Origin of the sequence: Serratia sp. AS12 (assembly GCF_000214195.1) — a bacterium.
Classification (GTDB): domain Bacteria; phylum Pseudomonadota; class Gammaproteobacteria; order Enterobacterales; family Enterobacteriaceae; genus Serratia; species Serratia plymuthica.
In genome coordinates, this window is the sequence record NC_015566.1 from 3,362,543 (window position 1) to 3,388,383 (window position 25,841).

At 56.9% G+C, this 25,841-nt stretch carries 12 protein-coding genes, 2 tRNA genes and 1 pseudogene; 8 read left to right on the forward strand and 7 right to left on the reverse strand.

The features are described 5' to 3' along the window. Positions 1–11: 11 nt before the first annotated feature. Positions 12–1,000 (reverse strand): annotated as a pseudogene (locus tag SERAS12_RS15815) (aldo/keto reductase). A 170-nt stretch (positions 1,001–1,170) separates the two neighbouring features. After that, positions 1,171–11,208 (reverse strand): non-ribosomal peptide synthetase, encoded by a 10,038-nt coding sequence (locus SERAS12_RS15820; protein WP_013813599.1) that lies wholly within the window; start codon positions 11,206–11,208, stop codon positions 1,171–1,173. A gap of 731 nt (positions 11,209–11,939) precedes the next feature. Between SERAS12_RS15820 and SERAS12_RS15825 the strand changes: the two genes are divergently transcribed. After that, entirely contained in the window at positions 11,940–14,315 is a 2,376-nt protein-coding gene (locus SERAS12_RS15825; protein WP_013813600.1) for a glucose/quinate/shikimate family membrane-bound PQQ-dependent dehydrogenase, read from the forward strand. 196 nt (positions 14,316–14,511) lie between these two features. Beyond that, on the forward strand, positions 14,512–15,084 hold the full coding sequence (locus SERAS12_RS15830) for a hypothetical protein (protein WP_013813601.1): 573 nt from the start codon (positions 14,512–14,514) through the stop codon (positions 15,082–15,084). Between the two features lie 79 nt (positions 15,085–15,163). Here SERAS12_RS15830 and SERAS12_RS15835 read toward each other — a convergent pair whose 3' ends face one another. Both SERAS12_RS15835 and SERAS12_RS15840 read right to left on the reverse strand, forming a co-directional pair. Further along, complete coding sequence (locus SERAS12_RS15835) at positions 15,164–16,420, reverse strand: MFS transporter (RefSeq protein WP_013813602.1); 1,257 nt, start codon at positions 16,418–16,420, stop codon at positions 15,164–15,166. 80 nt (positions 16,421–16,500) lie between these two features. After that, positions 16,501–17,808, reverse strand: a complete 1,308-nt coding sequence (locus tag SERAS12_RS15840) for an alpha-glucosidase/alpha-galactosidase (protein ID WP_013813603.1) — start codon at positions 17,806–17,808, stop codon at positions 16,501–16,503. Positions 17,809–18,007: 199 nt separating this feature from the next. On the opposite strand from SERAS12_RS15840, the gene SERAS12_RS15845 reads away from it, so the two are divergent. Further along, positions 18,008–18,847 carry an AraC family transcriptional regulator gene (locus tag SERAS12_RS15845; protein ID WP_013813604.1) on the forward strand — a complete coding sequence of 280 codons (840 nt, stop codon included), beginning with the start codon at positions 18,008–18,010 and terminating at the stop codon, positions 18,845–18,847. A 3-nt stretch (positions 18,848–18,850) separates the two neighbouring features. Here the strand turns inward: SERAS12_RS15845 and SERAS12_RS15850 are convergent, their stop codons facing one another. Then, positions 18,851–20,320, reverse strand: coding sequence for an EmmdR/YeeO family multidrug/toxin efflux MATE transporter (locus SERAS12_RS15850; RefSeq protein ID WP_013813605.1), 1,470 nt, complete (start codon positions 20,318–20,320; stop codon positions 18,851–18,853). 275 nt (positions 20,321–20,595) lie between these two features. On the opposite strand from SERAS12_RS15850, the gene SERAS12_RS15855 reads away from it, so the two are divergent. The 3 genes from SERAS12_RS15855 to SERAS12_RS15865 all read left to right on the forward strand — a co-directional run bounded on the left by SERAS12_RS15855 (position 20,596) and on the right by SERAS12_RS15865 (position 22,996). Then, positions 20,596–20,976 (forward strand): hypothetical protein, encoded by a 381-nt coding sequence (locus SERAS12_RS15855; RefSeq protein WP_013813606.1) that lies wholly within the window; start codon positions 20,596–20,598, stop codon positions 20,974–20,976. A gap of 549 nt (positions 20,977–21,525) precedes the next feature. Continuing rightward, entirely contained in the window at positions 21,526–22,206 is a 681-nt protein-coding gene (locus SERAS12_RS15860; RefSeq protein ID WP_013813607.1) for a Crp/Fnr family transcriptional regulator, read from the forward strand. A gap of 136 nt (positions 22,207–22,342) precedes the next feature. Beyond that, positions 22,343–22,996, forward strand: a complete 654-nt coding sequence (locus tag SERAS12_RS15865; protein WP_233527534.1) for a Crp/Fnr family transcriptional regulator — start codon at positions 22,343–22,345, stop codon at positions 22,994–22,996. 374 nt (positions 22,997–23,370) lie between these two features. Here SERAS12_RS15865 and SERAS12_RS15870 read toward each other — a convergent pair. Then, a tRNA-Ser gene (locus SERAS12_RS15870) sits at positions 23,371–23,460 on the reverse strand. 92 nt (positions 23,461–23,552) lie between these two features. On the opposite strand from SERAS12_RS15870, the gene mtfA reads away from it, so the two are divergent. After that, entirely contained in the window at positions 23,553–24,341 is a 789-nt protein-coding gene (gene mtfA, locus SERAS12_RS15875; RefSeq protein WP_013813609.1) for a DgsA anti-repressor MtfA, read from the forward strand. A 102-nt stretch (positions 24,342–24,443) separates the two neighbouring features. After that, a tRNA-Asn gene (locus SERAS12_RS15880) sits at positions 24,444–24,519 on the forward strand. 174 nt (positions 24,520–24,693) lie between these two features. Here the strand turns inward: SERAS12_RS15880 and SERAS12_RS15885 are convergent. Beyond that, positions 24,694–25,713: an NADP-dependent oxidoreductase gene (locus SERAS12_RS15885; protein ID WP_013813610.1), complete on the reverse strand. Its 1,020-nt coding sequence runs from the start codon at positions 25,711–25,713 to the stop codon at positions 24,694–24,696. Between the last annotated feature and the right edge of the window lie 128 nt (positions 25,714–25,841).

A 25,841-nucleotide genomic window follows, 5' to 3' on the forward strand; every position in this document is an offset into this window, starting at 1 on the left:
GCGGGATGTGATCAACGCCCGACGTTTTTTTGCAGATGCGCCGGATAACGCGCGCCCTGCACTTCAATGGCGGCAAGCGCTTCTTCGATACTGCTCAATTCACCCGCCGCCAGCACGACCTCCGCCGCACCGAGGTTCTCGGTAAGGCGATGGAGTTTGGTGGTGCCTGGGATCGGCACAATCCAGGGTTTCTGCGCCAACAGCCAGGCCAGCACAATCTGCGCCGAAGTCACGCCCTTTTGCTGAGCGATCTGCCCCAGCACGTCCACCAGCCTTTGGTTGGCTTTGCGCGCCTGGGCGCTGAAGCGCGGCACGATGTTACGAAAATCGCCGCTGTCGAAGGTGGTGTTTTCATTGATGGCCCCGGTGAGGAAGCCTTTCCCCAGCGGGCTGAACGGCACAAAACCGATGCCCAGTTCTTCCAGCGTCGGTAAAATGTCCTGCTCCGGCTCGCGCCACCACAGCGAATATTCGCTCTGCAACGCCGTAACCGGCTGCACCGCATGGGCGCGACGGACAGTTTCCGCCCCAGCCTCCGACAGCCCGAAATGTTTTACCTTCCCTTCCCGGATCAGCGCCTTTACCGTGCCGGCGACGTCCTCAATCGGCACATTGGGATCAACCCGGTGCTGATAAAGCAGATCGATGGTCTCGATATTGAGGCGTTTGAGCGATCCTTCCACCGCTTGGCGGATATGTTCAGGCCGGCTATTAAGCACCTGCCTGCCATCCGGCTGCGGCAGTTCAAACCAAATTTGGTGGCGATCACCACGTGATCGCGCACCGGTGCCAGGGCTTCGCCCACCAGCGCCTCATTGGTAAACGGGCCATAGATCTCAGCCGTATCGAAAAAGGTCACGCCCTGCTCCACGGCCGAACGAATCAGGGCAATCGCCTGTTGCTTGTCGGTCGCCGGGCCGTAACCGAAGCTCAGGCCCATACAACCCAGCCCTAACGCCGAGACTTCCAGACCGCCATTGCCCAATTTGCGTGTTTGCATTTCATTCCTCCGGGTGAATCGCACTGACCCCCGATGTACTTTCTGGGGGCCGATTATCGTGTGATTACTGTAGAAGAGCGTGGCGACGGTGACTATGGAGTAAATCCGCTTGAGTTTATGAGTTTGACTCATAAATCAGACGATGGCGCCTACCGCCTTCCCCATTAGCGTCATTGCCCTGCGTTAAGCGCCGCCTTTATCTCCTCCCCGCATTGCAGAATGTTGTGGTGGTGACAGGCCAGCGGGATCACCGTCAAACGTTCGCAAACGGCGCTCAAGCCGTTGTCCGCTATCGCCAGCAGCGGCTCCATCACGCCTTGCGGCAGTTGCGGATTCACCTGCATCGCCTTGAACAGGGTCACCTGGGTAGTTTGCAGCCTGCGGCTGAGCCTTCCCCCCGCCAGGCGCTGTTCAGCCTGCGCCACCGACATAGCGCGCCGGGCCGCATCGCCATCAATGCCCAACGCCGACAGCAGTTGCTCAAGCGGCAGCTCTGCCGACGTTTGCCGATAGAAGCTGTCCAGCAGACAGAGGCGGACGCCGCAGTGCCCGCGCGCCTCCAGCCTGGCGGCGATCTCCAAGGCAATGATGCCCCCCAATGACCACCCCAAAATGTGTATCGGCCCCGCCGGGCTCAACAGGCCGTTGGCGGTCATTTCACTCAGATACAGCTCGGCGATGTTACCGAGAGAATCTATGGTCTGACTGTGGTAAAGATTATAGTTATCAACACCATAACAGTTTATTTCCCCCTGCAATTCCTGAGCCAGGGAGTGAAAGGCTTCCGCACCCACCAGCGCCGGGTGAATCATCCACAACGCAGGCGCATCGCCGGCCGGCCGATTGAGCGGCATCACCAAAGGCTGATCACCCGCCGCCAGCAGGTTCTTCAACGTACGTTGCTGGAAAAGCCTGACCACCGGGATCGGCGTGCCCAGCAGCTCCGCCATGCTGAGGCACAACGAGATCGCCCGAATTGAGGTGCCGCCCAGTTGGAAGAAGTCGTCCGTCATGCCGACCCGATCGCACTGCAATGCCTGTTGCCACAACGCGCACAGCCGTTGTTCCAGCGCATTTCCCGGCGCAACATAGTCATTGAGTTCACGCGCCGCCGGCGCAGGCAGCGCTTTACGATCCAGCTTGCCGCTGGAGTTGTACGGTAAGGCCTCCAGGCGCATCAGCGCAGTAGGGATCATGTACAACGGCAACCGCTGACTCATAAACGCCAGCAGCGCCGGTTCCGCCAGCGCTTCATCGCTGACATAGTACAGCGCCAGCCGATGTTGCGACGCCTCCTGCAACACAAGGGCGCAACAGGATTTTATCGGGCCAAACGCCAGCGCTCGCTGTTCGACCTCTGCCAGTTCCACCCGGTAACCGTTGATTTTGACCTGAAAATCCATCCGCCCCAAAAACTCCAGATTGCCGTCCGGCAGGTAGCGGCCTGCGTCGCCGGTACGATACAACCGCTCCCCCAGTTCAGGATGATAAATAAACTTTTCGTCGGTCAGCGACGGGTTGCGATAATAGCCGCGAGCCACACCGGCCCCGCCGATGTATTGTTCGCCCGGCAGGCAAGGCGGCAGTAGCCGCAGATGGCGATCCAGCACATAGAAGCGCTGGTGCGCCATCGCTTGTCCATAGGGCACGCTGGGCGCGGTTATCGGCGTTTCCGGGATGTCATACAGGATCGACCAAATGGAGCTTTCGGTGGCGCCACCGGCGCTGATCACCCGGCAACCCGGTCGCCACTGGCGAATGCGGGCAGGCAGTTGCCGGGAAATAACCTCGCCCACCAGCACCACGTTGCGCAGCGCTGGCCAACAGGCCTCTGCGGCCCCGGCTTCAAGCTGCTCGACCAACAGGGTCATCACCGAAGGTGCCGAATTCCAGAAGGTCACGCCCTGAGTCATCAGCAAGCGATGCCAAGCCTGCGGCTGATAGCGTTCGGCTTCTGACGGCATCACCAGGGTGCCGCCCACCGACAGCAGGCCAAAGAGGTCGAACACCGAGATATCAAAACTCAAGGCACTGAGCGCCAGCGCTCGATCTTCCGCGCCGAGATCCAGTTGGCGCAGGGTATCGATAATGCTGTTCACCGCGCCGCGATGCTCTACCGCCACCCCTTTCGGCGCACCGGTGGAACCAGAGGTAAAGATCACGTAGGCCAGCGCGGATGGTGCCGGCAACAGCGGTTTCCCCGGCGACGCGGGCGGCAATTCGGCCACCGCGCCCTGCGGATCGACAACCAGCACTCTGGCCCCGCCGGTCTCCCGCCACGGCCTGCTGCTGAGGATCACCCGGGTCTGCGACTGGTCGATAATGTCCTGGCAACGGCGTTCCGGCCAGGCGCTGTCCAGCGGCAGGTAGGCCTTGCCGGACATCACCACCGCCAGCACCGCGATAATTTGCGCCCGCCCCTTGTCAACCATTACCGCCAGGGTTTCGGCCGTCATATCCGCGTGTTCACGCAGTTGCAGCGACAGGGTCAGCGCCGCCCGGTACAGTTCGCCATAACTCAGTTCGCCCAGGCTGTCGACGATCGCCACCCGCTGCGGATAGCGGGCGGCCTGCTGGATAAAATCATGATGGATGGCGCGCTCAAAGTCATAGTACGGCAGGCAGGACTGGCGGAGGGCTCGTTGGTGCGCTACCTCCTCTTCCGGCACCAGCGCCAGTTGGCTGACACGCAGTTCGCCGTGTTCGACGATTTGCCGCAGGATTGCCAGATAATAGCCGGACAGCCGTTCCAGCGTGGCCGGGCTGAACAGCGCGGTGGCGTAGTTGAATACCGCCTGCCCGGCGCCCTTCGCCAATTGGATGCTCAACGTCAGGTCAAACTTCGCCGCCTGATAGTGTGCCATCAGGCTTTGCGGCTTCAGCCACTCCGGCGATGACGGCTGCGCGCCGTCATCCTCCAGCACGAACAGCACCTGGAACAGCGGATGCCGTGACAGATCGCGCGGCACCTGCAGCAGATCGATCAGGTGATCCAGCGGCAGGTTCTGGTATTTCTGCACCTGTAGCACGCCGTCGAATACCTGATGCACGTAGTCGGCCAACGGCTGGCCGTCGTCGATCTGCGAACGCAGCGGCAGCGTGTTGACGAAAAAGCCGATCGCCGAGCGCGTCTCCTCCGTCGGGCGATTGGCGACCGGCGTGCCGACCAAAATATCCTGCTGACCGCTGAAGCAACCGAGCAACAGGTTGAACGCCGCCAGGTACAACGCAAAAGGCGTTACCCCTTCACGGTGCGCAAAATGCTCCGCCTGCGCGATCAACGCCTCGGGCAGGCTGATGGCGTGATTGGCGCCCTGGTGGTCGAACTGGGCCGGGCGCACAAAATCGAGCGGCATCTCCAGCGTTTGCCACCCCGCCAGCCGTTGCCGCCAATAGGACTTCACCCCTTCGGCCTGCGCCGATGCCAGGTACTCCTGCTGCCAGACGGCATAATCGCCATACTGCAGCGCCAGCGGCGGCAACGCCGGTGGGTGCCCCTGCCGCTGCGCCTGATACAGGCAGTCCAGCTCCTGCACAAATAGCCGCTGCGACCAGCCGTCGAACGCCAGATGGTGCACCAGGATCAGGCTGTAACGTTCGCGGCCACCGTCGGGGTGCGTGAGCTCATAGATAAAGGCTCGGATCGGCAGTTCGGTATCCAGTGCGAACGGCCGGTCGATATCTTGCTTCAACCGATCCCGCCAGCGCTGTGCGTCGATCGTCAATCGCTCCACGCACAGCGTCTGCATGCAAGATTGAGAAACGGCAATGTGGGAGTGCGTCCGGTCAATCAGGCTGTGCAGCACCTGATGGCGGGCGACGATCGCCTGCAGGCTGTCGGCATAGGCCGTCAGGCAAACATCCTCGTCTAGGCGAAACAGCATCGGCACATGATAGAGGTTGCTGCCGCCGTTCAGATTTTCGATAAACCACAGCTGCATCTGCGCAGACGACAGCGGGTAAGCCTGCCGCTGCAACGCCGGTATCGATAGCGACGCTTCGCCGCCGCCGAGCTGCCGCAGGGCCTGGCACAGGGAGCGAATGGTCGGGAACTGCCCCAGTTCGCTCAGCGTGACCTCACGCTGCAAGCGTCGGCCGATCTGATAGCAAGCCTGGATCGCCAGAATCGAATTGCCGCCCAGCGAGAAGAAGTTATCCTCCACGCTGATGTCCGGCCGTTGCAGCAGTTCGCGCCAGATGGCAACGCAGGCACTCTCCCAGGCATTTTCCGCCGCGGCGAATTCGCGCGCTTCCACCTCCGGCAGCGGCAGCGCCTGGCGGGCAATTTTACCGTTCTCGGTCAGCGGTAACCGCTCCAACTGGATAAACGCCTGCGGCATCATATACTGCGGCAGTTGGCTGCTCAGATGCTGCGCCAGCATTCGGGTATCTGTCGCTTCGTCGGCGACAAAATAGGCGGCCAGATAGGGCTGTGGCTGGGTAATCAACACCACGCAGCAGGCGGTGACGGCAGGATAAGACAGCGCAATATTTTCAATTTCGCCCAGTTCGATACGGTAGCCGTTAAGCTTAATCTGTTGATCGAGGCGCCCCAAAAACTCAATATTGCCGTCTTCAAGCAGACGTCCGGCGTCGCCGGTGCGATAGACGCGATCCTGCAGCTGTTCATGCCAAAAGAAACTGTCTGCGGTTCGCTGCAGATCACCGTAGTAACCCCGCGCCAGCCCTGCACCGGCCAGATAAATCTCACCCCTGACCCCTTCAGGTGCCGGTCGCAGCCAGGCGTCCAGGATATAGCAGCGTTGGTAGGCCAGCGGTTTGCCGTAGGGGATGCTGGCTGACAAAATCGCTTGCTCGCGTTGCACCTCGTACAACATCGAGAATATCGCCGCTTCGGTGGCGCCGCCTGCGCTGAAAAAGCGGCTGCGCGGCGCCCACTCGCGACAACGCGCCGGAAGCGAAGTGGCGATCCAGTCGCCGCCCACCATCACCGCACGCAGCGCCGGCTCAGGGCCGGACATCAGCCCTCCCCCTTTGACATAATCCAGCAACAGCTCCATTAACGCCGGGGCGCTCAGCCATACCGTAACCCGGTGATCGATCATCAATTGATACCAGGCCTGCGGGTTGACCCGGTCCCGTTCGGCCGGCATGACCACCGCACCGCCTGCGCTCAGCGGGCTGAAAATATCGTAGATCGCCAAATCAAAACTCAGTGCGCTGATCGCCAGACTGCGATCCCGCTCATCGAGGGCAAAATAGCGCCGGGTGGCGTCGAGCGTGCTCACCACGCTATGGTGTTCGATCGCCACGCCTTTTGGCGTACCGGTCGAACCCGACGTGAAAATGATATACGCCAGGCTGTCCGGGGCGGCGTCGATCGCCGGCAGCAGCGGCGTAGACACCGGCAGCCCGAGGGCAAGGCCGTCGGCACCCAGTTCGATAACGTTAATCTCGCGGGTCGGCCAGGGCGCGCTGCTCAACAGCGTATTGATCTCGGCCTGCGCCATCACCGCCAACCGTCGCTGCAACGGCCAGCTTGCATCCATCGGCAGAAACGCCTTGCCGCACATCAGCGCCGCCAACATGGCGACCGGTTGTCGGCGCCCTTTGTCGGCAATGATAGCGATGGCCTCGCCGACGATTGGCCCCTGCCGCCGCAGTTGGGTGGCAAGCGTCAGCGCCGCCTCGTACAATTCGCCATAGGTCATTTCACCCAACTCATCGATCACCGCCACCGCCTGCGGATTACGCTGGGCATGGCGGATGAAATCATTCTGCAAGGTGCGCTCGAATGCGCCGGAGCATGCCGGTGCCGGTTGCGCCAGCGGGCGCTGCGGCTGCAAGCGGATGTTTTCCAGCGGCCAATCGTTATGTTGCGCCATCTGCTGCAAAATGGCGACGTAGTAACCTGCCAGCCGCATTATCGACGCCTGGCTGAACAGCGCCACGGCAAAGTTGAAACGGGCACGCAGCCGCTGCTCATCCGGCGCCAGTGTCAGGGTCAGATCGAACTTGGCGGTCCGCTCATGGTCGCTGAGATCGACCACCGACAGCCAGTCAGGACGCTCCGTCGCATTGGCTCCGCTTTCCAGTGCGAACATCACCTGGAACAGTGGATGACGTGAAAAGTCGCGCGGCAGCTTCAGGCTGTCGACCAACAGCTCCAGCGACAGTTCCTGGTGCTGCTGTGCTTGCAGCGTGGTGGCCGCAACCTGGCGGATAAACGCCGTTACACTGTGCTGATGATCCAACCGGTTGCGCAGCGGCAGCGTATTGACGAAGAACCCGATTACCCCCTCCAGCTCCGGCCGGCCGCGATTAGCCAGCGGCGTGCCCACCATCACATCATTCTGGTCGGTATAGCGCGACAACAACAGGGTAAAGCCCGCCAGCAGCACCGCATGCAGCGTAACCCCTTCTCTGCGCGCCAGCCCGTCAAGCGAGGCCACCAGCTCCGCCGACAGCGTCACTTCGCTGTTGTCGCCGCGCTCGTCGAAGGCGGTGGGTCGGACAAAATCCAAGGGGATGTCGAGCTGCTGGCAGCCATCCAGTTCCCGCTGCCAAAAGGCCAGATCGTCCGCCTGGCGGCTCGCGTTCTCCGGCGCACGCTGCCAGAGCGCGTAGTCGAGATACTGCAGGCCCGGCATCGCAGGCGGATTTGCCGGCGAGCGCTGGAAATGGCGATAGAGCGTGTCCAGCTCTTTCAGCAGCACCTCCAGCGACCAGCCATCAAAAACGATATGGTGAAAAACCAGCAGGCAGGCGGCGATCTCGCCTCCCGTAGGCTCAGGATAGCGGTAGAGCGTCGCCCGCAACGGCAGCTCGCAGGTGAGATCCATCGGCTGTTGCAGTGCTTGCGACAGCGCCACGGAAAACGCCTCGGCGCTCAGCAGGTGGAGCGGTACCGGCAATACCTCCTCGCTTACCCATTGGCTGGCCTCCCCCCGCTCATCCTGGCGGATCAGACTGCGCAGCACCTGATGACGGCTCACCAGCGCCTGCAGGCTTTTAATGAAAAGCTCGCAGTCAACCCCGGCGGACAGCCGCAGCAGCACCGGGGAAAGATAGTGCGTAGCGCCGCCCGACAACTGTTGCATAAACCACAGCCGGGATTGCTGGAACGACAGCGGCGCTTCCCGCAGCCCGCTGGCGACAATCGCCGTATCCTCCGATGCCTGTTGCTGCCGGTTGATATGTTCGCTTAATGTCGCCACCGTCGGATGCTGGTTCAGCGTCAACGCCGAGATCTGCACCCCCAGCAGCTTATTGACTTCGTGGCAAAGCCGGATGGCCATAATGGAGTTGCCGCCCAGGCGGAAGAAGTGATCGTCTATGCCCGCCCGGCAGCCCAGCAGCCGGTTGAACAGCGCCAGTAACTGGCTTTCCAGCGGGGTGCCCGGCTGGCGGAACGCACCTTGTCGTTCGAACGGAGTCGGCTCCGGCAATGCCCGGTAATCCACTTTCCGGCTTACCGTCAGTGGGATCGACGGCAGTGCCATCAGCGCCGTCGGCAGCATATAGTGCGGCAACTGTGCCGCCAGCCGTTGGAGGATTTCGTCGGCGGTCAACCGGCTGCCGGGCTGCAACACATACCAGGCCACCAGCTGCGTCGCCGTTCCCGGCCGCGCGGCCACCACCGCTTCGGCCACATCCTCGATGGCGCGCATCTGCATTTCTATCTCACCCAGTTCAATGCGATAACCGTGGATCTTGATCTGCTGATCGTGACGGCCAAGATACTCCAGGCTGTTATCGGGCAGGCGGCGCACCCGATCGCCGGTGCGGTATAGGCGGCGGTAATCCGCCTCTTGGCTGAAAGGATTGGCAATGAAAACGGAGGACGTCAGTTCCGGCAGGTTCAGATATCCCCGCGCCAGGCCGATGCCGGCCAGGCACAACTCGCCTTCAGCCCCCAGCGGCAGCAGATTAAAATGCTCATCCACCACGTAACAGCGCATGTTAGCGATAGCCTGGCCGATATTGCGCGCGCCGTTGCGGCGATAAAGGTTGAGGCTGACGCTGACCGAAGCTTCGGTCGGTCCATACATATTGACCACCTGCAGGCCGCTTGCCAGATAATGATCGAGCACCGCCCGTGAGGCCGCTTCTCCTCCCATGGCCAGATGGCGCACCGAGGGCGGTAGCGCCGGCAGCGTGTTGAGCAACGCCGGCGGCAGGAAGCAAAAATGAATCTGCCACACCGCCATTTGCTCGCACAGCAACGCGGGATCCCGGCGTTGTTGCTCACTGGCGATAAACAGACGGTGTCCATTGCTCAGCGCCACGAACACTTCAAACACATGCGCATCGAAAGCCAGCGAGGCGAACTGCAAACCGTTGAGCACACCGCGCTCCCGGTGCAGCAAGCGCCGGGTATGCCCCTCGATCATATTCACGGCCCCCTGATGTTCGCACAGCGTGCCCTTTGGCCGCCCGGTGGTGCCGGAGGTGTAAATCACATAAGCCAGTTGTTGCGCTCGCACGACAGGTAGCGCAATCACCCCTCCTTCCTGCAACTGCACATCCGCCAACAGACAGTGGCTGGCCGGCGACAACTGCTGTACTGCGGCTTGCAGCGCGGTTTCGGTCATGATAATCGGGCTGTTCACGTCCTGCAGAATGTAAGCCAGCCGCTGTGCCGGTGCCTCAGGATCCAACGGCACATAGGCGCCGCCCGCCTTCATGATGGCCAACATCGCCACCACCGCATCCACACTGCGCGGCAAATACAGCGGGATCGGCGTATCCGGAAGCATCTCCTCGCCGTGCAGTCTCAGGTATTCAGTGCGTAGCCGCTGCGCCAGTTGATCGCTGCGCTGCGCCAACTGCCCGTAACTCAGCTCAGCGCGGGCGTCGGTCAGTGCGATGCGCTCAGGATAGAGGCGGGCATGCCTTTCGACGCTGGCGAACAAGACCATTGCCTGCTGCGATGGCGCATCCTCACCGCTCTCCCAGTGATCGTTTAAACGGCGGGTCTGCGGCGGCGTCAACTGCGGCAGCGAAGCGATCGGCGAATCCGGTTCGTTCAGGGCATTGCGCAACAGATGACAGAACTGTTCCGCCATTTCAGCCATCTGCGTCTCATCGAACAAATCCGACCGGTAACGCAACCTGAATTCAAAAGCACGTTCGGAAGGTTGGTACTCCAGCAGCAGCTCGGAACCGGCCAGATCAACGTTGAAACGGTGATTAACGTCAACCCTGCACTCTCCGAGACTCAACGGCGCATCCTTGAGATAAGCCTGGGTAAAGTTGACGTTCAACTGGCGGATCTGGCTTTGCCCCAACATGTCGTAAATCGGCAATTTGCTGTGTCGCAGTTTGCCCGTGGCTTTTAGCGCTTTGCTGTAGCCCAGGGTCGCCCGGTATAGCTGGCTGAAGGTGGCCCCCGGCGACAGCGTCAGCGGAAAAACGGCGGTGTTGACCTGAGCGCCGTAGTACAACGCGCTCCCGCCCTCCGCAGCGATGGGATAACCGATATACACCCTTTCCTGCGGCGACAGGCGGGCAATCAGCAGCGCCCACAGCGTTTTGAATATCAGGAAAGGATTGGCGTATTTGATACCGGACTTCAGGCTTTGCCACTCGGAAAAAGGCAACGCGAAACGGACTTCGCCGGCGCTGCCCGCTGAAACGGAAGGATCGGGGAGATAAGGCAGCTCCACGCGTGGCGGGCAGTCAGCCAGCAGATCGCGCCAGAAGGCGCGCGAATCGAATGCCTGTCTGAGCCCTGAAATATCCTCTTCATATTGTCGATACAGCCCATTGAGGCTATCGATGCTGCCGGCCGGCAATTCCGCTGCGCTCGGATTATTGTAATAAGTGGAAATGGCGTTATAAAACTCTTGGCCGGCAAGACCATCGACCAATACGTGGTGGACAACACTAATGAAATTATAGCGTTGTGGCGCCAGTTCAATCAGATAAAACCGGCACAGCGGCCCCTCTCTGAGATCGAAAGGTGTATTAATCAATTTACTGACGTCGCAATCGGCAGCGACTATTTCAAGGGTGATGTTCTTTGTCGTTTTTACCCACCGCAGTTGCGGGTGTTTATCCTCCAGCACATGGTGAAAAAGAAGATAATTCCGGCTCATGCTCTCCACCGCAGCACGGAGGCGGTTGATATCCAGAGCACCCTCAATAGTTTGGTCAAGCACCAAGTTGTATTCACATGATTGTGGGTTAAGAATATATTCATTCCAAAAAGTTTGGGTATAAGGCGAGGCGTAAATTACTTTCATTAATTCAATCCCTTTTAGTTATAATCCATGGTTATATATTTGGCGGCATTGGCGCAGCACGGCAGCGCCTCCGCATGCAAAGTAGGCGACCTGTTAATGTAAACACTTAAGAAAATATGAGATCGAATATTATTTTATTTTTTACACAAATAACACGCAAAATAAAAATAAATAAAATACAATTAAAACAATAAGTAAAACATAAATCAGGTATATTTCAGCCAAATTTATAACGCAATAAAAAAACAAGAACAATAATAACAACCAAGAACAAATAGAATTTTAAAATAAAAAAAATCAAAGCATTGGTTATTTATATTTAAATTGAAGCGTGAAAAATGCACCTGAGATGAGAAAGTTCCGAGAGAAAAACGAAATAATTGAAAACCGCCCCTTAAGCCCAATGGCGACCTGTCAAATATCCCCTACATCTGTACGGCAATAGCTAGGGAAATAAATTGTCGGGCATTGACACCCGTTGGAAGCATCCGGATACTCTCGCACCGTTACCGGTAACAATGATCGGTTGACCAATCATAAAACCAAGACCGGGCGGCAACCCAGGCTATCACCTGTGGCAGCGCCCCCTTTGGAGAAGGTAAAGCGCCCTGAGGCAAAAACGCGGGACAGGGTTTGCGTCACCCTGGTTTTTTAAGGAGAAACCGAGTGTTTTTTTTGATTTAGCTTAATCTCTAAATCGGGGACTTTTCATTTTTGGTAAGGATAATACTATGCAAAATAAAGCGTCATTGTCGCCGCTCGTCATCATAACGGCGCTGTTCGCCGTGTTGAGCGGGCTCTATCTGCTGGCCGGGGGCATCTGGTTGGCTAAGCTCGGCGGTTCGTTGTACTACATCATCGCCGGCGTGGTATTGCTGGTCACGGCCTGGCTGCTGTTCCGCCGCCGCGCCACCGCGCTGTTGGTGTACGCCCTCTTTCTGCTTGGTACCACGGTCTGGGCGCTGTGGGAAGTCGGCCCGGATTTCTGGGCACTGACGCCGCGTCTGGACGTCACCTTCTTCTTCGGCCTGTGGCTGGTGTTGCCTTTTATCTATCGTCGGCTTATCGCCAACGGCAAGCTGGCGTACGGTGCTCTGAGCATCGCGCTGGTGATTACCGTGGGCGTTCTGGCTTATGCGGTGTTTAACGATCCGCAAGAGATCCACGGCACCCTGGAACCGGCGCAGGTCAAAGCCGAAACGGATGCGTCTGCCGCCGACTGGCCGGCTTATGGCCGCACGCAGGAAGGTACTCGCTATTCCCCGCTGAGCCAGATCAACGACAAAAACGTGGGCCAACTCAAGGAAGCCTGGACTTTCCAGACCGGCGACCTGAAAACCGCCAACGATCCGGGCGAAATCACCAACGAAGTCACCCCGATTAAAATCCGCGACACGCTTTATCTGTGTACGCCTCACCAGAAGCTGTTCGCGCTGGATGCCGCCACCGGTAAAGAGAAGTGGAAGTTCGACCCTCAGTTGAAATTCAACCCGACCTTCCAGCACATCACCTGCCGCGGCGTGTCTTACCATGAAACCACCGCAGCGGCCGGCGCAACGGCCGAGGCCTCTCCGGCACAGTGCGCACGCCGCATTATCCTGCCGGTGAATGACGGCCGTCTGTTTGCTCTGGATGCGGAAACCGGCAAGCCATGCGCCGACTTCGCCAATAACGGCGAGTTGAATCTGCAAAGCAATATGCCGTATGCGACTCCAGGCCACTATGAGCCGACATCGCCGCCGGTGATCACCGATAAGGTGATTGTCGTTGCCGGTGCGGTTACCGATAACTATTCCAACCGTGAGCCTTCGGGTGTGATCCGCGGGTTTGACGTCAACAGCGGCAAACTGCTGTGGGCCTTTGATCCGGGTGCCAAAGATCCGAACGCCATCCCGGCGGACGAGCACCATTTCACGCCGAACTCACCGAACTCCTGGGCGCCAGCCGCCTATGACGCCAAACTGGACATTGTCTATCTGCCGATGGGCGTGACCACCCCGGATATCTGGGGCGGCGACCGCACGCCGGAAATGGAGCGTTATGCCAGCGGCCTGCTGGCGCTGAATGCCTCCACCGGTAAGCTGGCCTGGTTCTATCAGACCGTGCACCATGATCTGTGGGATATGGACGTGCCGGCTCAGCCTACTCTGGCGGATATCACCGACAAGAGCGGCAACAAGGTGCCGGTGATTTACGTACCTACAAAAACCGGCAATATCTTCGTGCTGAACCGCACCAACGGCGAGTTGGTGGTGCCGGCGCCAGAAAAACCGGTCCCGCAAGGCCCGGCCAAAGGCGACCGCTTGTCACCGACCCAGCCGTTCTCCGAGTTGACTTTCCGTCCGGAGAAAAAACTGACCGGCGCGGATATGTGGGGCGCTACCATCTATGACCAACTGGTCTGCCGGGTGATGTTCCACAGCATGCGTTACGAAGGCACCTTCACCCCGCCTTCCGAGCAGGGTACGCTGGTGTTCCCGGGCAACCTCGGCATGTTCGAATGGGGCGGCCTGTCTGTCGATACCGATCGTCAAATCGCCATCGCCAACCCGATCGCGCTGCCGTTCGTTTCCAAACTGATTCCACGCGGCCCGGGCAACCCGATTGAACCGCCAGCCGACGACAAAGGCGGCAGCGGCACCGAAGCCGGCGTGCAGCCACAGTATGGCGTGCCGTTCGGCGTGACCCTGAACCCGTTCCTGTCGCCGTTTGGCCTGCCATGCAAACAGCCGGCATGGGGTTATATTTCCGCAGTAGACCTGAAAACCAACGACATCGTGTGGAAAAAACGCATCGGTACCGTGCGCGACAGCTCTCCGTTGCCGCTGCCGTTCAAGATGGGCATGCCGATGTTGGGCGGGCCGGTTTCTACCGCCGGTAATGTGTTCTTCATTGGCGCAACCGCGGACAACTACCTGCGCGCCTTCAGCGTAACCAACGGTGACAAACTGTGGGAAGCGCGTCTGCCGGCCGGTGGTCAGGCCACGCCAATGACCTATGAGGTTAACGGCAAGCAGTACGTGGTGATTTCCGCAGGCGGACATGGCTCCTTCGGCACCAAGCTGGGCGACTACATCGTCGCTTACGCTCTGCCGGACGAGAAATAATCGCCCAAGAGAGTCCTACCCTGGAGCACGCCATCCGGCGTGCTCTATCTCCCCCGTAGCGCCCCCCGAATCTCAATACGCAATAAATTCACCCCGCAGGCAGCAAACGGATTAGCATCCGGTGCGCCAGGTCGTGCAAACCGCTGCCGACACATCGGCGCTGTGCCATAATGCGCCGCCGAAGGGAGGGCGATAAATGGACATCATTCTACTGCGTCATGGTCAGCCAAACATCGATACCGACAAGCTTCAGAGCGCCCGTGAGATGCGCGCCTGGATCGATCAATACAATCTTGCGGGCATCGCCGATACGCCGCCCGAAAACGCCAGGACGCTGTCTTCGCAACCCCGGTATGTCGTCGCCAGCACCCTGCCAAGAGCCTTGGCTTCACTGGCCTTGCTGGGCCTGCAACCCCACGAGAGCGACGCCCTGTTCTGCGAAGCCGAGCTGCCGGTTTTATCTGTACCGCTGTTACGTTTACGCCCCTTGCATTGGGTGGTGATTTTTCGTCTCCTGTGGCTGTGCGGCTACGCGAAAAATGTCGAATCCCTGTCATCAGCCAAAAAACGCGCCGCGGCCGCCAGCAGCAAACTGGCCGATCTCGCGGCGTCTCAGGGGGCGGTACTGCTGTTGGGACACGGCGTGATGAACAGCCTGATTGCCAATAAATTGAAAACGGCCGGCTGGAAGCTTCACAGCCAGTCAGGCAACAGCTACTGGAACGCCAGGGTGTATCGGCTTGCCGACTCCTTAACGACATCCGCCTGAATGGCTGCCAACAAATACATGGCCCCCCAAGCCATAGCAGCCTTGGGGGCCACAGGTACAACACCTACTACGGTTTTTGCTATCTCACCGCCAGCGGCAGTGTGCCTTCCCCCTTCAATACCCGCGCCTTGCCGCTCAGGGCAAAGGCCGAGATCAGGGTAAACAGCAACGCAATGCAGCCAAGGATCAGGTAAGAGGTTTTGAAGCCGTAATTGACGTACATCATCCCCGCCGCATAGGACATGCCGATGGCCGACAGTTGCTTGAAGAAGCAAAAGCCCCACAGGTAAATCGACGCGGAGAGATTAACGTTAAACTGGGTGGTGATATATTTGAAGATGCCCACCAGCAGGAACGGCACCTCAAACATATGCAGGGTCTTGAGGAAAATCACCGCGGTCACCGAGTCCGCCTGCGATGAGCCGATGATCCGCACCGACATAATCACCCCGGCAATCAGCAGCGCATTCTTGCCGCCGATGCGGTTGATGATCAACGGCGCAAAGAACATGATAAAAGCGTTAAGAAACTCGCCCAACGTGGTGACATAGCCAAATGCCTGGGTGCCGGCATGCCGATCGCGGAAAAACGAGGTGAAAAAGTTGGCGAACTGCTGGTCGAACACGTCGTACACGCAGGCCACCCCGACAATATACATCACCAGACACCAGAATTTGCGCATCTTCAGCAGCCCCAACGCCGCTTTCAGCTTGATGGGTTTGTGGTTCAGCGCCAAGCCGTCCGCCACCGCCAGCGTGTTGTTCTCTTCCGGTTTGAACAGGTAAAGCAAGCCCGCCAACACCAGCGCGAAGCTCGAGGCCAGCCAAAACGCGAATTGATTGTTAATGGTAAACATGTAGCCGACGATCGAGGCGCAGATCGCCCAGCCGATACAGCCAAACAGCCTGGCACGGCCATATTCGAACTGGCTGCGGCGGCTCACTTTTTCGATATAGGCTTCAATCGCCGGCGAACCGCCGCTGCACACCAAGCCGAGATAAATGCCACACAGCAGTGCGCCCAGCAAAAAGTTGCTTTGCAGCAGCGGCGAGAACACATAGATAAACAGCGGCGCCAGAAACAGCAGCAGGAAGATAATCATCCACAGCAGGTGTTTCTTCAGGCCAAACTTGTCGGTGACGAAACCAAAAATCGGCTGGAACACCAGGGCAAACAGCGCCATGCCGGCGAACACCAGCCCGGTTTGTTGCTGATCGAGATGATTGACGTCATGCAGCCAGATAGGAAAGAACGGCAGCACCGCGCCCATGATAAAGAAATAGAAAAAACAGAAGGCACCGAAGATCCAAAAGTTCTTGTTTTTCAAATAAAACATGGCTCACCATCCCATTTTTAACGGCGCGGGAAGCCCCCGCGCCTTGTGCGTTTTGAGGAGGTATAGGGGTAATTCGGCGATTAATGGTAGGCGGGAAGCCAGTTGCCGTGCGCTTCAATCAGTTCGTCGCACAGCTTGCGGATGTCATCGATCGAAAGCTCGGCGGAGGTGTGCGGATCCAGCAGCGCCGCATGGTAGATAGCCTCGCGTTTGTGCGTGACCGCCGCTTCAATGGTCAACAGTTGGGTATTGATATTCGTGCGGTTCAGCGCCGCCAATTGCTCCGGCAAGTTGCCGACGTAGCATGGCGTGATCCCCTGCCCATCCACCAGACAAGGCACTTCGACGCAGGCCTCCGCAGGCAGGTTGGTGATCAACCCGGTGTTGAGCACATTGCCGCCAATCTTGTAGGGCCGATCGGTCTCCATCGCTTCGATGATGTAAGAAGCATATTCATGAGTGCGGCAATGAGTCAGACTGGCGTCATGGGTCAGCGCCACTTTCTGTTGCTGCCACTGTTCAATTTGCTCAATACACCGGCGCGGGTATTCATCCAGCGGAATATTGAAGCGCTCAATCAGTTCCGGATAATTGCGTTTGATCCAATAAGGCATGTATTCGGCATTGTGCTCTGAAGATTCGGTCACGTAATAGCCGAAGGTTTTCATGATTTCATGGCGCACCATGTCATCATGCTTGCCCTGCAAGGCATTGGCGCGACGCTTGATTTCCGGGTACAGGTCTTCGCCGTGACGACGAACGTCCAGCAGCCAGGCCATATGGTTGATGCCCGCGATGTGGAACTGCACGTCGTCGGTCGGCATATCCACGCTTTTCAGCAGCGTCTCGGCGCAGACCTGAACGCTGTGGCACAACCCCACCGTTTTCACTTCGGTATGGCGCAGCATGGCGCCGGTTATTGCCGCCATCGGATTGGTATAGTTCAGCAGCCAGGCGTCCGGGCAGACCGCTTCGATATCCCGGGCGAAATCAAACAACACCGGAATGGTGCGCAGCGCACGGAAGATACCGCCAATACCCAAGGTATCGGCAATGGTCTGCTGCAAGCCGTATTTTCTGGCAATGGTGAAATCGGTGATGGTGCAAGGATCGTAGCCGCCGACCTGGATGGCATTCACCACGTAATTGGCGTTTTTCAATGCCGCGCGGCGGTTTTCTACGCCGAGGTAAGGGGTAATCTTCGCCCTGCCCGCATTGGTATTGCGGTTGATATTGCTCAACATGGTGAAGGATTCGTTGAGACGGGCACTGTCGATGTCGTACAGCGCAATATCCACCTCTTTCAATGCCGGCGTCGCCATGATGTCGCCGAGTACGTTCTTGGCGAAAATGGTGCTGCCCGCGCCCATAAATGTCACTTTAATCATCGTATTTCTCCGCTGCTGCCGTTGTCGATAAGCTGAAATTACCCTGCAACGTCCGCACGAGATATGGATGAATGTGACCTTATTATGGCGAAAAATGACGCACCGCAAAAAGTGTGAGCCAGGTCGGGATCTGACCTCATCCCGGCAGCTCCGCCGCAACTACGCTGATAGAGTGGGGAGAAAATGGAGGCCGTGACTGATGCATAAGAGTTTCACCCTCAATCGCACCGACAATATTGAGCTGAACCTGTACCAATACGGGGAGGAAAACTGCGACAAAGGCCACAGTTTTGGCCCCGCCGTGCGCCAGCACTATCTATTCCATTATGTGATAAGCGGGACCGGCGTGCTGCACAGCGAATACGGCTCTTTTCCCGTCGTGGCAGGGGAAGGTTTTCTGATCCACCCGCACGACGTGACCACTTATTGTGCCGACAAAAGAGATCCCTGGCATTATATGTGGCTGGAAGTCGATGGGCTTATCGCCGGCAAGATTTTCGAAGAGTGCCATCTGAGCCGTCAATTCCCAATTTATCGGCCCAACCTACAGGACGATAACGCCGGTGCCCTGGGCTACCTGCGACAGATCGTTGCCCAGGGCGATGAGCATCGGCTGAAGGTGCTCGGGCTGAGCTACCTGTTCTTTTCCGCATTAATCGGCAATAAGCTGCAGGGCACGGCTGCACATCCCGATGACAAGGCGCAGCATCTGCGTAAAGCGGTCAAACAAATTGAAAACCGCTACCATGAACATTTGACGATTGAGAGCCTGGCCGCCTACTGCAATATCAACCGCAGCTACCTGTGCCGGCTGTTCAAAAACGCCTACGGCATCGGCCCCAAGGAGTATTTGCTTAATTTTCGCATGAGTATCGCCGTCAGCCTGCTGAGCAATGGCCCTACGGCGATCAAAGTGGTGGGTATTTCTGTAGGCTATGAAAATCAACTGCACTTTTCCAAAGCCTTCAAGCAGGTGCACGGCGTATCGCCGGCCAAATGGCGGCAGGAAAACCTTCGGGCACCGCAGCCTGGCAGGTGACGTTCAGCCCCCCGTTCGTCTGGCGCGGGGGATTGCCTTTTCCGCAACCTTTGCCTGTTTTCTACGCGGGTATTTCCACAACCAACGTCCGCTGACCATGCGCCAGTAGAAGAGCGCACCGCGCACCGCCCAATCCATAAACATGCCGAGCCAAACGCCGACCACGCCCATGCCCAACACAATGCCCAGCGTGTAACCCGCCACCACGCGGCAACCCCACATGCCCAGCATCGACACCCACATGGCAAAGCGGGCGTCGCGCGCACCTTTCAACCCGGCGGGCAGCACCCAGGAGGCGGCCCAGATCGGCATAAAGGCGGCGTTGAGCCAGATAAGCACTTTCACCACCTCTTTAACATCGTCCTGCTGGCTATAAAACGAGGCGAACACCCCGGCCAGCGGCGCCGTTCCCCAGGCGATAACCGTCAGTCCAATCGTCGCCAGCCAGAAAATATGGCGCAGTTGCCGCTCCGCCTGGGCTATCTGCCCTTTCCCCAACCGTTTTCCCACGATAATGGTCGACGCCGATCCCAGGGCGTTGCCCGGCAGGTTAATTAACGAGGCGATGGAAAAGGCAATAAAATTACCGGCAATGACGTTGGTCCCCATGCCGGCGACAAACATCTGGGTCAGCAATTTGCCGCCGTTGAACAACACCGATTCGATGCTGGCGGGGATGCCGATCCCCAGCACTTCCCAGAGGATATTCAGCTTTAACGGCGTAAAGTAGCTTTTCAGCGTGATGTGCAGCGCCGGGGTAAACCCAATCATCAGCACGTAAATAATGGCGATGGCACCGATATAGCGGGAAATGGTCAGCCCCAGCCCAGCGCCGACAAAGCCCAGTCCATGCCAGCCCAGCATGCCGTAGATCAGAATGCTGCTGATGATGATGTTAAGGATATTCATGCCGCCGTTGATCAGCAGCGGGATCTTGGTATTGCCCGCCCCGCGCAGCGCGCCGCTGCCGATCAGCGCAATGGCGGCGGCCGGGTAGCTCCACACCGTGGTTTGCAGATAAGAAAGCGCCAATGCCTTGACCTCCGGGGTGGCGGCACCGGCGATCACGTCAATAATCTGCTCGCCCGCCAGATGGATGCCCACCGCCAACACCAGGGCAACCAGAGTCATCAACACCAACGACTGGCGCGCCGCCGATCGCGCTCTTTTGCGATCGCGCTTGCCGAGACTGAAGGCCACCACCACCGTGGTGCCCAGGTCCACTGCCGCGAAGAAAGCGATAATCACCATATTGAAGCTGTCCGCCAGCCCCACGCCGGCCATGGCTTCCTTACCGATCCAGCTCACCAGGAAGGTGCTTAGCACCCCCATCAGCAAGACGCAGGCATTCTCCATAAAGATCGGCACCGCCAGCGGCGTGATCTCACGCCAGAACAGGACACGGTAGCTTTTTCGTTTGGCATACCAGGGCGTTTTTTCCACGCGCTGACGCAGGGCGGCAAGTAAATTCAAGATGAACTCGGATGAAAGTGAAACAACATTTCAAAGGATGAATGACAGATCGTTATCCTGCAAAGAATTTTTTGTAAGAGAGGTTCTGAAAAATACACGGCGGATCAGAGGGGGTTTTATCGCTGCCGTAACCGTCGTATCATGATGGCCGAAAGCCAGAGAGGCTCAATGAAAGTGGTTAATCTTCTACGGGATGCGCCGCATCTGGCCTTAAACCTGAGACGTTTTGTCCTGCCGGGTAAAACTGCGGTTAGCATATCAAGAGCATCAAACCCATGCTAAGTCCTACCTTAATGCGGTACTTTCTGGCCCTGTGCTTAATCATAGCGACCCTCAATCATGCTATCGCCGACGTGAAGTTTGGTTTTCTCTGGGATTATGGCTACGGTGAGCAGGCTTTCCTGGCCAGCCGCCTTTTTTGGGGCAGCCTGACACTTTTGGATCCGCTGGTGGCGTATTTTCTGATCGTCAATCCAAGGATTGGCCTGCCGGCCACATTAGCCCTCATCACCGTTGACGTCATCCACAACGGCTATTACGTTTATCTCAATAACCAATGGCTTGCCCCCTTTTTTCTGTTCCAGTGCGCCTTCCTTGTCATCGCCTGGGCATTTTCATTCAGGATAAAAAAAGGCTGTCCGATCCAGGCAAAATGAGGTCATAACGCGCAAAGCCGCTAAGTATCCGGGGCATTGCGCCCCGCCCAGCGATTTGTTGCCGCCGATTGGGTTGCAATCAGCTATGGCTCCATTGTCTTCACCAATACTTCGCCTTACGGCTATAATAAGCCGTCAGACTGATCCCGTTTGAGCCGATATACCGTTCTGACTGACCTGCACATTTCCGCTCGCGTTAGACATACTCTTTCTTTCATTATTATTATCCACAAACATTAAATACGTTCATCATTTAAAATAATCGCTATTTTTACATGTGAAAGTTAACGATATTCACTTTGCAAACCCGACCGGCACCCGATTTCATTCTGAAAAACGTATATATCCTCCTATTGTGTTGTTCATCAAGAAACTATCGTGTGACTTTATCCGGTGCATAAAGCCACCGGTTACCAAGCTTGGCCATACTGAAAGTTGAGATTCAATCGCCGTTATTTCAATACCGCATCATTTTCTCTTGATTAATATGCGTTTAATACCTAATTTGCCTATTGATCATTGTGTCAAACAAGACGATTGGGAAGAAAAATGCCGGATATGTCGCGTGAGGTGGCGGAGCGTTTGATCTGTGAAAGAGGCTGGTTGTCTCATATGCCCGAGCCATTCAGGATCCGATTGCTGCAAAATGCAGTGCTTTTGAAATTTGAAGCTGGGCAGGTGATCTTTAGAAGAGGTGAGCCGGCTGGTGGGATCTACGGGTTGGTCACAGGCACAGTGATTGTCAATTCGGCGCCCCCTGATTCCACCCCACGGTTGATTCACATCGCTCGCCCCGGAGGCTGGACAGGCGAAGACAGTTTTATGACAGGCCAACCGCGACGGATTGAATTGGTCACGCAGAGCGATACCTGGGTCATGCACGTACCGATTAAAACAATGGAACAAATGGTGGCATTAAACCCCAATGATATTCGCGCTTTTGGTACGATCTCTATTCTGGCATCGGATTCACTGCTCAGGATTGTGCATGATCTACAGAAAAAAGATGTCAGCGCCAGGATTGCCTCCGCATTACACCGTATGTCCTGGGCGACAGATTCCCCGGTGACTGTTTCTCAGGAAAACCTCAGTATCATCACCAATACCTCCCGTAAACAGGTTAACAGCGTTATTCAACGTTTTGTCGAAGAGGGTTGGGTGGAGACGAGTTATCGCGCCATCACGGTCACCAACCCTGCCGCTTTACGGCAATACTCGGAAAAAAGGTAACGGAATAATTTATAGCGAACGGGACAATAGCCGAAACCTCGTTTACCGCTAGCGTACGTGAAGCAAGATAAGTTCATATGGGGCACCTTGGGGATAAATCATGGGACAGATGTCGCGAAAAAACGCAGAAAGCATAATGAGTCAACGAGGCTGGCTGTCTCACATGCCCGAATCCTTCAGGCACAGACTTTTTCAGCATGCGTTGTTGGTGAAATGCGCCCCCGGGCAAGTCATCTTCAGCCCGGGCGATCCTGCGGAGGGGATCTACGGTTTTATCAAAGGAATGGTAATCATCAAGACGGCTCCTCGCGACTCAACGCCGCGGCTGATTGACCTTGCCGTGCCGGGTGACTGGACGGGTGACGACGGCTTTATGACCGGACAGCCGCGGAGGTTTCAACTTGTTGCGCAGAGTGGGTCCTGGATGATGCATGTTCCCCTGGTTGCAATGGAACAGATGGCCGCGCAAAACCCCAATGACATGCGTGCCTTCGGCGTGATTTCTATTCTGGGGTCAGACTCACTGCTCAGAGTCGTGAATGACTTGCAGAAAAAAGATGTCAGCGCCAGGGTTGCATCGGTGCTGCACCGCATGTCTTGGGCAACAAACTCTCCGGTTAGCCTTTCTCAGGAAAATATCAGCATTATTGCCAATACTTCCCGCAAACAGGTCAACAACGTTATTCAACGCTTTGTGGAGGAAGGGTGGATTGGGGCGGGTTACCGTTCCATCACTGTCACCAACCCTGTGGCATTACGGCAACACGCAGAGCAGGACATCGATGACTGAAAGGGGCTGAACGGGCGCTCGTTTGACCAATTTCATTCGTATTGCCCTGTACCGTTCTATAGTTGAAGCAAGGGGGTTTTCCTCCCTCACCCGCAACTTGTCACTCCGGCAAATATCGGCGACACAACTTATACCTGCGGAAACCTGCTGCAGAACGTTCAAATCTCCGGGTTTAGTTCACAAAATTAATAACTTAATTGCAAAACACTATCCGATAGTGCTGCCGGGGTTATAATGCGTGAGGAGAGAGAGTCGTCCAGAGGTAAGCTAAGTCAAACGCAAGCGAGCCTGAGCCTGATGGCATATCGAATAACATGCCGGAAAAGTGAATATCATAATAATCACTTTTAAATCAAAAAATTGAAATAATTAAGTGGCGGAGAGAGGGGGATTTGAACCCCCGGTAGAGTTGCCCCTACTCCAGTTTTCGAGACTGGTCCGTTCAGCCGCTCCGGCATCTCTCCTGATAGTGCTTGTCATGATGCCCCTTTTTGCGGCATTTTTACAGAGTTAGCCTCCAGCCGAATGTTCAAGTGACCACTTTACGAGCAACACGATGATTAAATGGCCGTGGAAAACGCATCAACCGCAGGCGGAAACGCTTGCTCAGTGGCAGGACGCGCTGGCAATCCCCCTGCTCTCTCCGCTGGATGAGCAGGAACAACAGCGCCTGATCGTCGTTGCCGGGCAGATTTTGCAGCAAAAGCGCATCGTGCCGCTGCAGGGGCTTGAGTTGACGTCGCAAATGCAGGCGCGCATTGCCCTGCTGTTCGCCCTGCCGGTGCTGGAACTGGGGGCGGAATGCCTGGACGGCTTCAATGAGATCCTGCTCTACCCTTCACCGTTCGTGGTGGAGGATGAATGGCAGGACGACATCGGCCTGGTCCACTCCGGGCCGGTGGTTCAGTCCGGACAGAGCTGGGAACAAGGGCCGATTGTGCTCAACTGGCAGGACGTGCAGGACTCTTTCGATCTCTCCGGCTTTAACCTGGTGATCCACGAAGCGGTACACAAGCTGGATATGCGCAATGGCGGCAGCGCCACCGGGATACCGCCGATCCCGCTGCGCGATATTGCCGCCTGGGAGCATGACCTGCACGCCGCAATGGAAAACCTGCAAGACGAGATCGACATGGTCGGCGAAGAGGCCGCCAGCATGGACGCCTATGCCGCCACCGATCCCGCCGAGTGCTTTGCCGTGCTGTCGGAGTATTTTTTCAGCGCCCCCGAATTGCTGGCCAACCGTTTTCCACTGTTGTACCAGCATTTTTGCCATTTCTATAAACAAGATACGTTGGCGCGCTTGCAGCGTTGGCAAGCCGAAGGCGGCGTAGAAACGCCATAACCGACCGTGCATTGCTCGCATACTGAGCAGTCGCACCGAATCGGCGAATTTAGCGTTGACACACTCTGGGTGGCTGGATATGATGCGCCCCGTTCACACGATTCCTCTGTAGTTCAGTCGGTAGAACGGCGGACTGTTAATCCGTATGTCACTGGTTCGAGTCCAGTCAGAGGAGCCATATTAGAAAAGCCCGCTTAAGGAAACTTAAGCGGGCTTTTTGCTGTTGTGGCACTAATAACCAAGTCTGGGTGCATGAGGGTACCGCACACAAGAAAATCACCCAAGGCATTGCCAAGTTCTTAACGATTATGCCCCATCACAGACTTGCACCCTGGTTGTTAACTGAAAGGGTTTACTCCTGCATCTTGACGACAACTTTTCCCTTCGCATGCCCCTGGTCAAGGTAGGCAAGTGCATCCTTTGTTTCTACAAAGGCGAAGACCTTGTCGATCACGGGTTTGATTTTTTCAGTTTCCAGCAGTTTGCCGATTTGGCTGAGTTGATCACCCTCAGGGCGGACAAACAGAAATGAATAGGTGATACCTCGCTTTTTCGAAAGACGCATAATCTTGCGGCTCATCAACCCAAAGACAAAAGTCAGAAAGAAGTTTAACCGCCGAACCCGTGCAAACGCGGCATCTAACGGCCCGATGAGAGAAACGATCATTCCTCCGGGCTTAAGAATTTTGGTGGATTTTTCAATCGCATCGCCTCTGATAGTGCCAAGTACGATATCGTAGCCACTCAGCACGTTTTCGAATTCCTGCTTTTTATAGTCAACCACTTCGTCTGCGCCAAGATGGCTGACCCATTCGACATTGCCCGTACTCGTGGTCGTTCCCACCGTTGCGCCAAGGTACTTCGCCAGTTGAATCGCAAACGTGCCAATCCCCCCCGACCCTGCGGGAATGAAAACCTTCTGGCCAGGCCGAAGCTCGGCACGCTCTTTCAGCGCTTGCCAGGACGTGAGGCTCACCATCGGGAGAGATGCCGCTTGCACGAAATCCAGGTTCGCGGGTTTCATTGCAGCGGCGTTCTCAGGCACCACTGCAAATTCGGCAAGCGATCCCCTACCCATATCGAAAATGCTGGCGAAGATGGCATCGCCGGGCTTGAAACGTGTCACGCGACGTCCCACCGCGGTGACGACGCCAGACAGGTCACTGCCAAGGGTGGCAGGTAACTGAAAATTGAGGACCGGCTTAAATATTCCTGTTGGGATCATATTGTCGATAGGGTTCAGACCCGCAGCGTAAACCTTTACAAGGATTTCATTAGCGTTGAGTGAAGGAAAATCCACGTCATCGAAACCTAAGTCAGGCGACTTGCCATAGCGTTTGAAAGTGAAGGCTTTCATCGTCTTCTTGTTCATTTGTTGTTTACCCTATCGTGTTTGTCGATAAAACGTTCATTTAGCCGCCCTATTGGTCAGAAAAAGGCCACGCCCAGGAGGACCTCGATAGATACGGCAAACAGGATCTGCCCATTAAAAAAACAAGA